Here is a 14,528-nt window from a genome sequence, read left to right on the forward strand (position 1 = left end):
CCCACCACCCCCGCGCCCGCGTCCGCTGCTGGTCTGCCGGCCGTACGCAGCCACGCCGCGCTCTTGGCAGGCCGCGCCGCCGCCGGCCAAGGCCTGCCGCCCACGGCCAACCCGTACGCGACGGCCAGCCGCGCCGGCGGCGACCAGCTCACGCTGTCGCGGCTGTTCCTGTTCGGCTACTGGCAGGCCGCCGGCCTGCCCACCAGTGAGAGGTGAAACCTGTTGTTCGAAGTTCACGGATACGTCAATGGTGTCGCTTACGCCGTCACCGTCGGCCACCCGCGCCCCGAGGCGCTGGCCACGCACGGCGTCGTGTCCGGCTCCCCCGTCGCCGTCTCCCTCATCGAAGCGCGCGAAGGGCAGACGGTGACGCGGCCGCGCATGATGCCCGTCGTCGTGAACGCCGAAGACGCCGCGAGCGTCCTCGTCGCGTTGCGCGCCTGGACGGACGTGACGAAGGTCGTCGGCGACATCCCCGTGCCCGACGCCGAAGCGTCATCGCCGGCGTGAACCACGGCCGGCGGCCGCGACATGCCTGAACGCGGGACGGGCGCGCACGCAGCTGACACAATCACGGCATGGCCTCGCTGGACGACATCGACCGCGCCCGGGCAGAGTTCTGCTCGCCGGAGCTGAAAGAGCTCATGGACGCGCATGACCAGATGCTGAAGTTCGCCCACCGGTGCGCGGTGCTCGCGGCCGACGCGGACGCGGCCAAGCTGCCCGTGGCCGACGGCTACGTGGACGCGGTCGCCGAGCTCGACGCCGCGTTGGCAGCTCGCCCCGTCGTCATCTCTAACCTACGCAAGGCCGCCCAGCGGTTCAGCAGCATGTTCGATCCCACCGCCCCCAGCGAGGGCTTCGGCGAAAACGAGGACCCCCTTCTCTGGACCGTGGAAGTTCTTCGCGAAACGCTCACCGCGGTGGAAGAAGCCCGCGCAAAGAACAACCCGTCGGCGAACTGACCCATGGCCACGAGCGAGACATCCGGCCCGTTCAACAGCGACGCCGACACCTACTCCACGCCGGTCTTCCAAGAGTGGCGAGAGCTGATCAGATCAAGCCAGGTCAAGTCCGGTGACCCCGATGGCCTTGCCCACGAGGTGAAGCAACGCCACATGCTGGAGGCATGCAAGCAGGCTGGCGTCGAGCTGGGAGCTCTCGACCGATCCGTGATTGCGTGGCTGGCGAACTACGAGGCGACCACCTCGGCGGTCATCGTCGGCATCATCAGCCGCGCCCACGCTGCCGGCCGTGCTGCCAGCGCGAGCGACACAGCCTGACTCCGTAGCCAAGCCCCGCCCCTTGCTGACCAGCTCCGAGCCCGAGCACTGCACCAACCTTGCGCAGCGGAGGGGCGTTGAGCTGCTCATCCAAGGAAGGACATGCCGTCTCACACCCAGATCGTCACTGATAGATTCTCACCAGAATTAATGCCCCACGAATGTCACCCCGGCGGCACTATTTCGGTGTTTGTGCAGTTCACCGGCTTTCCAAGACCTTAACGGGAGAAAATGCTAGCTTCCGCGCCGTGACTGAACATGATCTCGCTTTTCAGATTGAGGCAGCCCGCCGTTACAGCACCGGCGCCTCTCTCAAATCCATCGCCACGCACTTCCGCGTCGGGACTGCCAAGGTTATCGCCGCGGTGACAGCGCAGGGCGCTACCATCCGTTCCGTCCCCGGGAGAGGGCAAAGTCGCGAGCGTATCGACCAGATGGCGCGCCTGTATGAGGCTGGCTACACCCTGGCCGAGGTCAGCGCCGTTGTGGGCCTCACGCGCGAAGGCGTCCGGCTCAAGCTGATCGAAGCCGGGGTGCAGATCCGATCTCGAGGCTCAGGAAAGCCGCGGATCAACAACGCCAAGCGGCAGGCCATTCTCGCCGTGTGGGCCAAGGGCGAGATGATCAAAGCGGAGATGATCCGAGAGGCTCGCACCTCCACCAAGACGTTCAACGCGGTACTGGCGGCTGCCGGGATCAACCCCAACGCTAAGAACGAGTCGGTTCGCGCCCACGCCCAACAACTCCGAGCGGCGGGCCAGTCCCTGTCGCAGATCGCCGCCCAGACCGGTAAGAGCGTGACAGCCGTCCGCAACATGACCAAGGACTGGCCCGCCTTCGACTGCCCTCGGGAGTTCACCCCCGAACAGGCGGTACGTCTTCACCGTGACGGCGCGACAATCGAACAGCTCCAACACTGGTTCCGCGTTAACCGCAGACGAATCCGAGAGGTGTTAGAAGAAGCCGGGGTGGATATGACGGTTCGAAAGCATCAGCGGGGGGCGAGCCCGGAGCGTGAGGCCCTGCGGGCGGATGTGACGCGCCGGTACGTCGAGGGCGAGTCGGTGCGGGAGCTGGCGCTTTCGACGGGCCGCTCGTACGGGACCGTGCATCGGCTGCTGCAGGAGGCGGGCGTTGAGCTGCGGCCGCGCGGCGGTCGGCCGAGGCCTGCCGCTGTCCACCAATCTGTTCGCTGTGGCCCGTGGCGGCGGCGATGAGGCGCTGACCGAGACAGGACGGCCCGGTAGCGAGCGCCGATCTCGGCTCCGGCTCGCTGGCAGTAGGTCGCCGCTGCTCATGGTGCGGCCGTCGGCGCCATCATCTCGCTCATCTCCGCCACCCCACGTGCGCGCGGATTCGGCGCTCGGCATGAAGAAGCGGCGCCCCTCGTGACGAGGGACGCCGCTCCAGGCTTTCGTCAGGTGATCAGGCTGATAGCCACCGTATGCGGCGGCTACTCGTTGAGGTCGATGATGTAGGCGCGGTCCGTCTCGTAGGCGTCCGCGACCGTGTCAGCGTCCACAGCCCACATGCTGTCGGTGAGCTCTCCGCCGCTCTCCTTGATGACCTTCAGCATGTCGGTGCGGATGGCGTTGCTGGTCTCGTCGTCGTTGCCCTCGATCACGGCAACGAACACGGTAACGGGCATGAGGGATTCCCTATCTCTTATCGGGCCATGAAGAGGATCTGCAGCGGACAGCACCAGGCTTCCCTCGTATCCCCTATACGCTTAAAATATAGTATAGGATAGTTATTTAAGCAAGGAGGGCTGCAGTGTCGCGGGTAGGCATGCGTGTGCCTCGGCGGCGATGCGCCACCTAGGCCGGCAAAGAAAATAACGGTCCTGTAGTAGAATGATGGGGTCCAGGGGTGAAGGTGTCGTTGGCGGGCTGATCGCACGGCCCAGCAGCAAGACCACCGGACCCGCCACTTCCCCCGATCCTGCGAGGATGAACAGCATGTCGAGCACCGACGCCATCTACAACGCGATCCGCGACCAGTGGATCATTGACCACCCGGGCGTAGACCCGGACGACGACCCCGACTTCCTCCGCGCCGTACGCACCGCCGAAGGGCAGGACCCCGAAACGGGCATCCCCCTCGACGAGTAACGGCGCAGGCGGCCCAGCTCTCCGACCAAGCCAGGAGCCGCACCAAGAGGGCGGCAACCCCCATGACCACGGGGTTGCCGCCCTCTTTCATGTCTCCTTGCCTTGACGCGACCTAAGCCGGCCAATTCGTCACCATCCCCCGGGCGAGCGGCCCACACCGCGACGGCCGCTCCGGACCAGCCGGGGGGACACGTTGGGCCTGATCCAGTGGGAGCGCTTCGGCGTCCGCTTCACCGCAGACGGCATCCTCGACGTCAAAGCGACCGCGACCCGGACACTGGCTCGGGCACCTGGCGGCGCCTGGCAGCCGCGCGACTGGCGAGGCCGCTGGATCTGGATGGGCGAACGCGTTCAGCTACGCGGCCGGAACCGATACGGCACCGTCGTCGGCGCCGACGAACGCCGCGGCGTCACCATCGACTGGGACGACGGACACACCAGTACCATCGCCCCTCACCTGCTGCGGGTCGATACGCCAGTACGACCCCGCACTCCTCGCGGCCGGCGAGCGCCGCACGGCGACGCCCTCTTCGAGCTCAGCCCGCCCCCCGCGACCACCAGCCCAGCGGCGGTCCGGAGCCCGGCAGCCCGCGCCCGGATCTCCGCCGGCGCCTGGGCGCCCGCACCAGACGGCACCGCGCCCGACCGGGCCGCCATTCGTTACCTGGCCAGCGGGAACACCCGCGCCTGGCTGACCGAAACGAACGGGCGCCCCGTCGCCTACCTCGACCAGGACGGCAACGTCCGTCGCTACGCCGACATCGCCCAGTGGGAAGCCGACGTCAACCGGCTGGGCCTGGCTGAAACTGATCCCCCGCGTGGGCCCGCCGACGGAGTCCCGGACCCCGACGCCCGCCCCGTCAGCGACGCAATCACGCACGTCACGTCTCCAGACGGTGTCGTGCACGCCTGGATGGTCCGCACGACGGGCGGAGTCGTCGGGTACGTCCGCGGACGCGACGGCCAGACACGGCGGTTCGCTGGCGCGGGCCGGTGGCGCCTCGCCGCGCAGTCCGAAGGCGTCAGCGTGACGGCGCGCCGCAGCACTCCGAGGCGGCGGCCCGCAGCCAGCCCGGCCTTCAAGCAGACGCCCATCCCGGACCTGTTCGGCCCCGCGCCCGTAGACGCCGCTGACAAACCCGACGTCGCTCCCACCCCTGACCTTCTGCCCGAGCCCGAGCCCGCCGCGCCGAGCATCAACGTCGCCGACCTCGTCCCCGGCCTGCCCGGCTACGACGAAGACGAAGCCATCGGCCAGCTCCGGAAGCTCATCGACGGTGCCTCGTTCGGCGGTCTCACCCTCCGGTTCGTCAGGGCCAACGTCACCGACGGGCGGGACGGCTCCGGCAAGATCAGCTGGCGAGCCGACATGTACGACGCCCGCGGCCGCCGCGTCGGCTCCACCGACCGCGTCTGGCATCGCGAAACCGACGGCACCCTGTGGGCGCACAACGACTTCATGTCGCTGCGCCGCGACGCCCGCGGCAACGGCTTTGCCGCCCCGTACAGCCTGTGGCTCGAACGCCACTACTGGAAGGCCGGATTCACCCACGTGTCCGTGGACGCCGGCCTCGACGACGGCGGCTACGTCTGGGCGTCCGCCGGCTTCGACTTCGCCGACGAGTGGGACGCGGCCCGCCGCCTGGAGAAGCTGCAGGAACTTGTCGCCGCAGGTGACGGCACCCGCGACGAGCTCACCGCCGCCCAGGTGCTCCTGGCCCGCGCCAGCCAGCACGCGTTCGGCGAGCCCGGGTTCCCATCCGCGCGAGAAATCTCCCAGGTGGGCCGCACCCCCGGGCAGAACTGGCGCGAACAGTCCTGGATCGGCTCACGCGCCATGCGCGGCTCAGCGTGGAACGGCATCAAGCGCAACCCGGTGCTCGCCACCAGCCACTCCACCGCGGCGAAGGACAGCGGCGAGCCCGAGCGCGCCACCACGCCGGCACCCTCCACGCCGGCACCCTCCGCGCCTGCCCGCCGCTCTGACCGACCATTGGCCGTCGCGAACGGGAACGCCACCGCGAGCACCCCGGCGGCGGCCAGCACGCCGGCGAGGACCGCGGCGACCCTCCGCCGCGGCGACCGCCTCCGCAGCGCCCGAGGCCCCCAGGAAATCACCGATGTCGAACACATCGACCTGCCGTTCACGCAGGAAGTCGTCGTCACCACCGCCGACGGGCAAGGCCACCTCTACCACCCGGACGCCGACGTCACCGCCGACGTCGCCCCCAAGCCGCCCCCCGCCGCCGACGACCTGGCCACCCTCATCCCCGAGACCGCCACGTTCGACGCCGCCCACATCCGCGAACGCCTCCGCACCCTCGTCGAAGGCCACCGGTTCGGCCCGTACACCGTCGAGGTCGTCGGTGCTAAACCCACGTTCAACGCCGACGACGGCACCGGAACCCTGTGGTGGCGAGCCGACATCCTCGACAGCGACGGCCGCACCGTCGGACACGCCATCCGCTCATGGAGACGCCATCCCGACGGCACCGTGACCGAGCACAACGACGCCCTGCACCTCGACCGCGACGCGCGCGGCAGCGGCTTCGCCTCAGCGTGGGGCGCCCACCTCGAACGCGCCTACTGGGCATCCGGCTTCGACCACTCCACCGTGCACGCAGCCATGGACGACGGCGGCTACGTGTGGGCGTCCGCGGGCTACAACTTCGACAACGCCACCGACGCCGAAGGCATCCTCGGCAAACTCCGGCTTCTCGTCGCCTCCGACACACCGCCGCTCGACGCCGCCACCCGCGCCGCCGCGAACAAGATCCTCGAACGCGCCACCCTCCACACCTTCGGGCAACCCGGTTACCCGTCCGCGCGGGAAATCTCCCAGCTCGGCCGCCGCCCAGGGCAGAGGCTGCGCGAACACGTCTGGCTCGGGTCAGCCGTCATGCGCGGATCCGCCTGGCACGGCATCAAACACAACCCAGACCGGCCTCACCGGATCACTCCCGTGGACCGCAGCCCCTACCGGGCGCGCGACCTTCAACCGGGCCAGCAGCTCACCGTCAGCGGGAACGTCAACACGATCGCCGCCGTAGCACCGAGCACCACGCGTCCAGGCATGATCGACGTGACGTTCACCAACGACCGCACCGTGCAGTTCTACCCAGAGTTCGACCTGGGCTCCATGCTGACGCGCCGCACCACCAGCGCGGCCGCCACCCCGACACCAGCGCCTACCAGGCGGCCACGCCGTCAAGGGCCGCCGATCACCACGCTGCGACCGGGCCAGCGCATCCGCAACGGCCGCTACGGGCCCATCGCCGACATCGCCGAAGTGCGCCCGAACGGGCGCGGCGCCACCGTGGTGTTCACCGACGGCTCCACCCGCGTGCTCCGCGGCCCGAACATCCCCATCTCGTTCGTCGTCCCCGACGACACCCCAGCCGCCGCTCCCCCGCCGACGCCGCCGCGACGACCGGCCGCCGCCGCGGCGGCCGATCCCGGCATCCCTGACCCGGACGCCCGCCCCGAACAGGCGACCCTGTACTACAGCAGCCCGGACGGCCCCGGCGAAGCCTGGATGAGCAACGACGGCCGCATCGCCACCTTCCACGTACGAGGCCGCGACGGCATCGTCCGCCGCTACACCAACACCATCGCCTGGGCAGCCGCCCGCGACGCTGCCGGCGCAACCGAAACCATGCCGGCACCCACGCCCGCCGCGCATTCAACCTCGCACCTTCCCGACCCGCCCCCCGGATGGCTCGCCAGCGACGTCATCCCCAGCCACGGCAACTACGACCCCGACGTCATCAAACAGCAGATGGACGCCCTCGTCGCCGACCGCTCCTTCAACGGGTTCACCGTGAAGGTCACCGACGTGCACGCCGACTACTGGCGCAGCTCCGGATCTCTCACGTTCAGCGCCGACATTTTCGACGCCAACGGCCAGCGCGTCGGCCGCACCCAACGCCGCTGGAAACGGGAGTCCGACGGCACCATGTGGGCCTACAACGCACTCCTCGCACTGGACGAGCACGCCCGAGGCGGAGGATTCGCCCCCGCATGGGGCGCCTACCTCGAGCAGCTCTACTGGGAATCCGGCTTCGACCACATCGAAGTGACCGCCTCCCTCGAAGACGGCGGATACGTGTGGGCGTCGGCCGGTTTCGACTTCAAGTCCCCATTCGACGCCCGCGACATGCTCAACCGGCTACGCCGCCTGCTCGAAGAGAACAACCCGCCGATCCCGGCCGCAGCCAGATCCGCCGCCGAAGCCCTGCAGGCCCGCGCTGAACGGCACCGGTTCGGCGAACCCGGCTACCCGTCAGCGCGTGAGTTGTCCCAGCTCGGCCGCCAGCCGGGCCAGAACATCCGCGAACACTCGTGGCTGGGCATGCTCCTCATGCGGGGACGGACATGGGGCGGCATCAAGCGCAGGCCCGAGCGGGCCGACGTGTAAGGGGAGCCACCTCTTCCCCCCTCTCCTGTTCTCCGGCGCGACGTAAGCCGCCCCACCAGCCACCATCCGCGGTCGTGATCAGAAGCAGACAGCTGTGGCCGCTCGGGCTCGCCATCGGCGTCCTGGCCGGACTCGCTGGAGCGATCGCCCTGTGGTGGACGCTCCTGCGGGCCGACGACCTCGACATCCCCGCGCCTCCGCCCCAGCCGCTGCTTCAAGCAGCCAGGAAGGGGCCTGCGATGACTTTGTACGCGGAGAACGGCGCACAACTGACCAAGGCGGCAGCTCAGGCCAAGACGGCCGCGGTGCCCGTCACTGACCCGCTGATCAGGGTGGCGGAGAACCTGTACGTCGGCCACAGGGCCGACGGGACCACCTTCCCCGGCAGCGGACGGAAGCTGAAGTTCGCCAAGGACACGATCATCCCGCGGTCGAAGCTCGACGCGTGCTTTCCTGCGGCGATCGTCACCACGATCAGCCCCGCGAACGGTCCGGCCGCAGGCGGCACCCAGGTCACCATCAAGGGCGCCAACTTCACACCCGGCAGCACCGTCACGTTCGGCGGCACCGCCGCCACCGGCGTCACCGTCGTGGACGAGAGCACGATCCGCTGCACCACCCCGGCAGAGGACGCGGGTGCCGCCGACGTCGCCGTCACCACGGACGCCGACACCGTCACCAAGACCGGCGCGTTCACCTACGCCTGACCCACGCAGCTCCCGATGCTGATCGAGTGGCGCCGGGCAGGCGTCCAGTTCACGGCAACCTCGCCTGGTGCCGGCACGAAGGCGTTCCGGCCCCTCCGGCAGCGGGCCACGGCTGGTACGCGTTCTCCTGGAGGAGCCTGGCAGGCGCGCGGGTGGCGGGGGCGCTGGATCCGCATGGGCGACCGCGTCCAGATCACCAGCCACGGCCGCCGCGGCACCGCGCAATCCTCCGACACCCGCGGCAACGTGACCGTCCGCTGGGACGACGGCGCGACGACAGCGGTGCCCGGGAGCATGCTGCAACGCCTCGCCGGACCCGCGACCGCCCCATTGCCGCCCGCACGCACCCGAGCCCCGCACACCGCATCAGCCGCGCCCGCCGCGGCGTCCGCTTCCGCGCCGATCGTTGACGCGCCGCACCTGGCCGATCTCATCCCCCGCCACGGCGGCCAGCCGCAGGAAGGCCACGCACGAGCGGCGGCCCGCGCCGGGCTCGCCCGCCTCCTCGAAGGGCGCACGTACGGCGACGGCTACACCGTCACCGTCGACGACGTCGCCACCGGCACCCACACCCCGGCCAGCGGAGGCGGCCACTACGTGCGCTTCACCGTCACCATCCGCGCCGCGGACGGCAGCACCGCGGGCAAGTCCACACGCAAACTCGTCCGCGAACCCGACGGCACCCTGTGGGCCGACCACGAATACCAGGTGCTCGACCTCGCCCATCGAGGCCGCGGCTTCGGCTCGTCGTGGAACCACCACCTCGAGCGGCTCTACCGGCAAGACGGATTCGACCGCATCGAACTGTTCGCCAGCGAAGACGACGGCGGCTACATGTGGGCTGCCGCCGGCTACGACTTCGCCAACGAGTGGAGCGCCGCCGCCGTCATCGACAACCTGAAGCGCGAACTGGCCGACCTGGAGTGGGCGCGCGACTCCTGGCCGGGCACATCCGGTGACCCAGCGCTGCAGCAGATCCTCGACGACATCGCCATGCTCGACGAGGTTCTCGCCGACGCGCGAGCGGGATACGGCCGGCCTGGCTTCCCGGCCGCGCACCGCATCTCCCAACTCGGTCGTCGCCCTGGGATGAAGTATCGTCGCGACGAATGGCTCGGCTCCCGAGTCATGGCCGGAACCGAATGGGAAGGAGTGCTTCCGCTGTGACCAACACTGACCAGGCGCGGGCGCTGTCGCGGCTGATGTTCCAGTGGCGGGAAGCACATCCGGACGGGCCCGACGACCCCAACGACGATCCCGCCTTTCTCCAGGCCACGCGGGAACTCCAGGGACTGGATCCGGACACGGGCCGGCGCGCGGGCCCGCAGAACGGTCCCGCGCTCACCTGATCAGCCCTCCAGCGCATGCTGGCGAACAGGTGGCGCCGTAGCTTGTGCTGCGACGGTGTCCAGCCCAGCCAGGAGCTCAACTGGGTTGCGAACCAGCCCAGGGTTACGCGCCATGAACGCCAGCTCCCTGGGCGTCAGGTCACGAACAGCGAGCACTCCGTCTACCTTCAAGATCATGATGGAGCCGAGCATAACGACGGCAGTCTGATGCGGCTCCAGCGCGGTGATCAGCGAGGCAACCGCCGCACTCTTCTTCTCGTCCACTTCAGCGATCGGCTGCTGCAAAAGACGCAGCCGTGCTGCGTGCTCCAACTCGGCGAGCAGCGCCTTGGCATCTTCCGAGCCTGCCCAGGCGCGCATCGACAGCCGTAGCCGCAAGATGCGACGTAAGCCCTCCTGTTTGCCACTCTGCCCGCCGTTGACCGACGGCGGAGGGGGCCCCGTTGAGCACACCGTGGATGGAGCGGCTCGAACACAAAGCTGTGACAGCCGCGCCCAGGTCCGCGCAGATTGCGACCGAAGGTGAAGGCGACGGCACCGTTGAAGCGCTCGTGGCCGTCACCGGCGTACTCGACGGTGTCGGCGACATCATCGTCCCCGGCGCTTTCGCTCGCACGCTGCGCGAACGCAAGCCCAAGGGCATCTTTTCGCATGACACCAAGATTTGGACGGCCCGCACCGAGGTTGTGGAGGAGTGGCTGCCGGGCGACCCGCGGCTGCCCTCGCACACAAAGGACGGCCAGCCGTGGCCGGCCGAGGCCGGCGCACTGTACGTGCGGTGCCGCTTCAACCTGAAATCGGACGACGGGCGCAACGCCTACGAAAACGTTCGGTTCTTCAGTGAAACGGACGAATGTGAGTGGTCGATCGGCTACCAGGTACCTCAGGGCAAGTCCCGGAAAGATCCGAAGACCGGCATCCGTCGCATCCTCGACCTGGACCTTTACGAATACTCCCCCGTCCTTTTCGGCGCCGCGAGCCAGTCGGCCACCCTGTCCGTGAAGGCCATGAGCCACGCCGGTGACAGCGACCGGAACCACGGCCAGGTCGAGCAGCTCCGCACATGGTACGTGCGCGGCGAGGGCGCCGCCCGCATCCGCTGGAACACGGCGGGCGCGTTCGACCGATGCGTGGTCATCGCCAGCGAGCACATGACACCCGACCAGGCCAAGGGCTACTGCGCCGAACGCCACCACGACGCCACCGGCCGCTGGCCCGGCGCCCACCACGAGAAGAAGGCGTCCCAGGGCGTGGGCGCTGAGTGGGCCGACCTGATTCCCGACAACCCCGCCAGCGCGGAAGACAGCGGGAACAGCGGCGGCGGTTCGCGTTCCATGGTGGCGCTGCTCCTGCCCGCCAGCGTGGCCGTGCAGCTCGCCCAACCGGGCGGCCTTGACCCCGCCAGCCTGCACGTGACGCTCGCCTACCTCGGCGAGGGCGTCGATGAGGAGACGCTCGCCACAGCCGAGCAGGCCGTCGCCGACGCCGCCGCCGACCTGCCGCCTCTGACCGGCCGAGTCGGCGGCATCGGCGTGTTCCCGCCCGGCGACGACGGGGTCCCCGTGTGGGCCACCGTGGACGTGCCCGGCCTCGAAACCGTCCGCGAACGCATCATCGATGCCCTCGACGCCGCCGGCGTGCCGTACTCGACCGAGCACGGTTTCACCCCGCATGTCACCCTCGCCTACATCCAGCCCGGCGAGCAGCCGCCCGCGCCGCTGCCGCCGGTCGACGTCACCTTCACCAGCGTGTCGATTGCCGTTGAAGACGATCATCGGCATTTTCCTCTCGCCGCCGCCCCAGCTACGACCGAGACGAAGGACGCGCGCCTGGACGCGCTCCGCGCAGCCGGACTGCCGATCCCGATTGCGTTCGAGGAAGCCCGCGACAAGGTCCGCGACGCCATCTACCTGTGGCTGGCCAGCCGCGGCGAACGCGGCTGGGTGTGCGTCGAGGCCACGTTCGCCGACATGGCCATCGTCACCGTACGGCCCGAACACCCGGCCGCCGGGCACCTGCCCGAGATCGCCTACCAGGTGCCGTACTCGCTGACCCCCGCCGGCGACATCTTCCTCGGCGACCCTGTCCCTGTCACGGTCACCTCGAACGGGGCCGCCGACCCGCTCGTCGCCGTGGCGGCCATCGAGGACGCCGCCTACACCATCAAGCACGCGGCCGACGCCTGGACCAGCGACACCGCCACCAGCTGGGAGGTCAAGGCAGGGCGAGTGCTCAGCGACGCGAACGCCAAGCGGCTCCGGCAGGCAATGGCCATCCTCGCCGAGGTCTTCACCAGCGCCGGCATCAGCCACGACCCCGTTCCCCACGAGAAGCCGAAGAAGCACGACCAGGAGCTGCCGCCGGAACCAGCCATCTACCCGGACTCAACCGCCCCGTCGGCGCTGCCGTCGCAGATGAAGCAGCTCACCGACCAGGAGTGGGCCGCCGCAGATGACCTCCTCGACTTCGCCTCGGCGCTCGCGTGACCGGCACGCTCACGCTGGTACCGGTGTCGTTCGCCCAGGCGCGCGAGTTCGTCGCCGCGCATCACCGCCATCACCGGCCGGCACAAGGCCACAAGTACTCCGTCGGTGTCGCAGCTGACGGAGTCCTCGTCGGCGTCGCCACCGTCGGCCGCCCGGTCAACCGGCACCTCGACGACGGCACCACCCTCGAAGTGACCCGCGTCGCCGTCCTTGAAGGCCAGCGCAACGCCTGCTCGATGCTGTACGGCGCCACTTGGCGGGCCGCCCGCGCCCTCGGCTGGAAACGCCTCGTCACCTACACCCAGCAGCCCGAACCTGGCACGTCGCTGCACGCCGCCGGCTGGCGCAAGGTCGCCGACCGGCCAGCGCGCGGCACCTGGTCCTGCAAGTCCAGACCCCGCACCAGCGACGTCGCCGCGGTGGCCCGCACTCTATGGGAGATTCCGTGACAACCGCCCCCACGACCGCGACCGCGAACGCCGCCCCGGCCGCGCCAATGACGGCCGTCAGCTTGTTCGCCGGCATCGGCGGCTTCGAACTCGCCCTGCAGGGCGCCGGAGTGAAAACGGTCGCGTCCGTGGAGATCGACGCCGCCGCCCGCGGCGTCCTCGCCAACCACTTCCCCGACAGCCAACTGTTCGACGACGTAAGGACCGTCACTGGTGAGCAGCTTCTCGCAGCAGGCTTTGATCCCGCCCACGGCATCATCACCGGAGGATTCCCCTGCCAGGACCTCTCCGTCGCCGGACTTCGTGCAGGCCTCGACGGCGGCCGATCCGGCTTCTTCTTCGAGATCGTCCGCCTCGCCCGCGAGCTCCAGCCCCGCTGGCTGCTCCTCGAAAACGTGCCTGGGCTCCTGTCATCGAACCGCGGTCGCGACATGGGGATCGTGGTCCAAGAGCTGGCCGAACTCGGGTACGGCGTGTCGTGGCGGGTTCTCGATGCGCAGTACTTCGGAGTTCCCCAGCGGCGCCGTCGCGTCTTCATTGTCGGATGTCTTGGAAACGTCGCCGGTGCCGAACAAGTACTTTTTGAGCCAGACAGCGGCGCTCGGCATCCTGCGCCGCGCCGAACGCCGCAACAAGAAGCTGCCGCCCGCGCTCGACGCAGCGCTCCGGCAGGTAGCCGGGCTTGGGGCGTCGCCGCGGGCACGCCTGACATTGCCGGGCCTCTAGCTGCCAACCCGGGCGGCCACCGCACCGACCTGGACGGATCTGGCGCGTACGTCACCACGAACGGGATCGTCACGCACACGCTGCGGTGCGGATACCTCATGTCGGCCGAAGACGGCACCGGCCGCGGCACCCCGATCGTCGCCTACGACCCCGACGGCGACCCCAACCGGGCCACCACGCAGTCTCAGCCGTCCCTGCCGGTCGATCCCGGCCAGGGTGAGACACCCGCGGCCGTCACCACGATGGGGCCGATCAGCCACGCCCTCACGTGCGAAGGGCACGACGCCAGCGAAGACGGCACCGGCCGCGGCACTCCGATCGTCGCCTACGACCTCGCGCAGATCACCAGCCCTGACAACCGGTCCAACCCTGCCCCCGGCGACCCATGCCCGCCGCTGTGCACGACCGGCCGCCCCGCCGTCACCGCCATCCCGGTGGCGCTCCGCGGCCGAGCGGGCGAAAGCACGCTCGAGCACGGCCAGCCGGGCGACCCGGCGTACGCCCTGCGCACGCCGGGCGGCGGCTCATCGATGCCCATGGTCGCCACCACCTCCAAGCAGGCGGCCCGTCAGGTCGACGCCGTGTCGGCCACCGTGACGGCGAAGTGGGCGAAAGGCACTGGCGGACCCGCTGGCGACGAAACGCAGAACCTGCTGCCCGCCTACGAGCTGAACGAGTACGGCCAGGTCGGCGACCTCACCACGGGCGGCGTGCGCAGGCTGACCCCGCGAGAGTGTGAACGGCTGCAGGGCTACCCCGACGACTGGACGATCCGCTCCGGCGAGAAGGAGCAGGCCGACTCGCCCCGCTACCGGCAGCTCGGCAACAGCCTCGCTGTCCCGGTCGTCCGCTGGGCGGTCGGCCGACTCGTCGTCGTCGACGCGCAGTTGCGCGCGATGGGAGCAAACACCTGATGGCCAGCCGCTGCCTCCGCACCTCCTTCAGCATCTCCCGCGCTCGCGGAGGAACCACCACGAATCCTCACCCCCTTCCATCAGAG

15 protein-coding genes are annotated in these 14,528 nt (G+C 69.6%); 13 read left to right on the forward strand and 2 right to left on the reverse strand.

The genetic code is table 11. The annotated features are described in order from the left end of the window. The 5 genes from ETD86_RS55030 to ETD86_RS60045 all read left to right on the forward strand — a co-directional run. Window positions 1–216: hypothetical protein (locus ETD86_RS55030; protein ID WP_170223048.1), on the forward strand; the 216-nt coding region annotated here is incomplete at its 5' end. 6 nt (window positions 217–222) lie between these two features. Then, window positions 223–510, forward strand: a complete 288-nt coding sequence (locus tag ETD86_RS12790) for a hypothetical protein (RefSeq protein ID WP_138666354.1) — start codon at window positions 223–225, stop codon at window positions 508–510. 68 nt (window positions 511–578) lie between these two features. Beyond that, the gene (locus ETD86_RS12795; protein WP_138666355.1) at window positions 579–965 is read left to right on the forward strand and encodes a hypothetical protein; all 387 of its coding nucleotides are present in this window, start codon (window positions 579–581) and stop codon (window positions 963–965) included. Window positions 966–968: 3 nt separating this feature from the next. Next, entirely contained in the window at window positions 969–1,283 is a 315-nt protein-coding gene (locus tag ETD86_RS12800) for a hypothetical protein (protein ID WP_138666356.1), read from the forward strand. A gap of 248 nt (window positions 1,284–1,531) precedes the next feature. Then, on the forward strand, window positions 1,532–2,500 hold the full coding sequence (locus tag ETD86_RS60045) for a helix-turn-helix domain-containing protein (RefSeq protein ID WP_425465629.1): 969 nt from the start codon (window positions 1,532–1,534) through the stop codon (window positions 2,498–2,500). A gap of 236 nt (window positions 2,501–2,736) precedes the next feature. On the opposite strand, the gene ETD86_RS12810 is transcribed toward ETD86_RS60045, so the two are convergent. After that, window positions 2,737–2,931 (reverse strand): hypothetical protein, encoded by a 195-nt coding sequence (locus ETD86_RS12810; protein ID WP_138666357.1) that lies wholly within the window; start codon window positions 2,929–2,931, stop codon window positions 2,737–2,739. 310 nt (window positions 2,932–3,241) lie between these two features. On the opposite strand from ETD86_RS12810, the gene ETD86_RS55035 reads away from it, so the two are divergent. The 5 genes from ETD86_RS55035 (at window position 3,242) to ETD86_RS12830 (ending at window position 9,867) form a co-directional block, all read left to right on the forward strand. Beyond that, complete coding sequence (locus ETD86_RS55035; RefSeq protein WP_170223049.1) at window positions 3,242–3,394, forward strand: hypothetical protein; 153 nt, start codon at window positions 3,242–3,244, stop codon at window positions 3,392–3,394. Between the two features lie 193 nt (window positions 3,395–3,587). After that, on the forward strand, window positions 3,588–7,811 hold the full coding sequence (locus tag ETD86_RS12815; RefSeq protein WP_138666358.1) for a hypothetical protein: 4,224 nt from the start codon (window positions 3,588–3,590) through the stop codon (window positions 7,809–7,811). Between the two features lie 74 nt (window positions 7,812–7,885). Continuing rightward, entirely contained in the window at window positions 7,886–8,518 is a 633-nt protein-coding gene (locus ETD86_RS12820; protein WP_170223050.1) for an IPT/TIG domain-containing protein, read from the forward strand. A gap of 15 nt (window positions 8,519–8,533) precedes the next feature. Further along, window positions 8,534–9,685 (forward strand): hypothetical protein, encoded by a 1,152-nt coding sequence (locus tag ETD86_RS12825; RefSeq protein WP_138666360.1) that lies wholly within the window; start codon window positions 8,534–8,536, stop codon window positions 9,683–9,685. Beyond that, complete coding sequence (locus tag ETD86_RS12830; protein WP_138666361.1) at window positions 9,682–9,867, forward strand: hypothetical protein; 186 nt, start codon at window positions 9,682–9,684, stop codon at window positions 9,865–9,867. The genes ETD86_RS12825 and ETD86_RS12830 overlap by 4 nt, the downstream gene beginning before the upstream one ends. Here the strand turns inward: ETD86_RS12830 and ETD86_RS12835 are convergent, their stop codons facing one another. Continuing rightward, the gene (locus ETD86_RS12835) at window positions 9,868–10,245 is read right to left on the reverse strand and encodes a hypothetical protein (protein ID WP_138666362.1); all 378 of its coding nucleotides are present in this window, start codon (window positions 10,243–10,245) and stop codon (window positions 9,868–9,870) included. A 65-nt stretch (window positions 10,246–10,310) separates the two neighbouring features. Between ETD86_RS12835 and ETD86_RS55040 the strand changes: the two genes are divergently transcribed. From ETD86_RS55040 to ETD86_RS56885, 3 genes are read left to right on the forward strand one after another with little or no spacing between them, the layout of a single operon-like run. After that, window positions 10,311–12,353: a 2'-5' RNA ligase family protein gene (locus ETD86_RS55040; RefSeq protein ID WP_170223052.1), complete on the forward strand. Its 2,043-nt coding sequence runs from the start codon at window positions 10,311–10,313 to the stop codon at window positions 12,351–12,353. Further along, window positions 12,350–12,802, forward strand: coding sequence for an XF1762 family protein (locus ETD86_RS12845; protein WP_138666363.1), 453 nt, complete (start codon window positions 12,350–12,352; stop codon window positions 12,800–12,802). Before ETD86_RS55040 ends, ETD86_RS12845 begins: the two co-directional genes overlap by 4 nt. Beyond that, window positions 12,799–14,442, forward strand: coding sequence for a DNA cytosine methyltransferase (locus ETD86_RS56885; protein WP_211370007.1), 1,644 nt, complete (start codon window positions 12,799–12,801; stop codon window positions 14,440–14,442). Before ETD86_RS12845 ends, ETD86_RS56885 begins: the two co-directional genes overlap by 4 nt. Window positions 14,443–14,528 lie beyond the last annotated feature (86 nt).

The sequence above is a fragment of the Nonomuraea turkmeniaca genome, assembly GCF_005889735.1.
Lineage (GTDB): Bacteria > Actinomycetota > Actinomycetes > Streptosporangiales > Streptosporangiaceae > Nonomuraea > Nonomuraea turkmeniaca.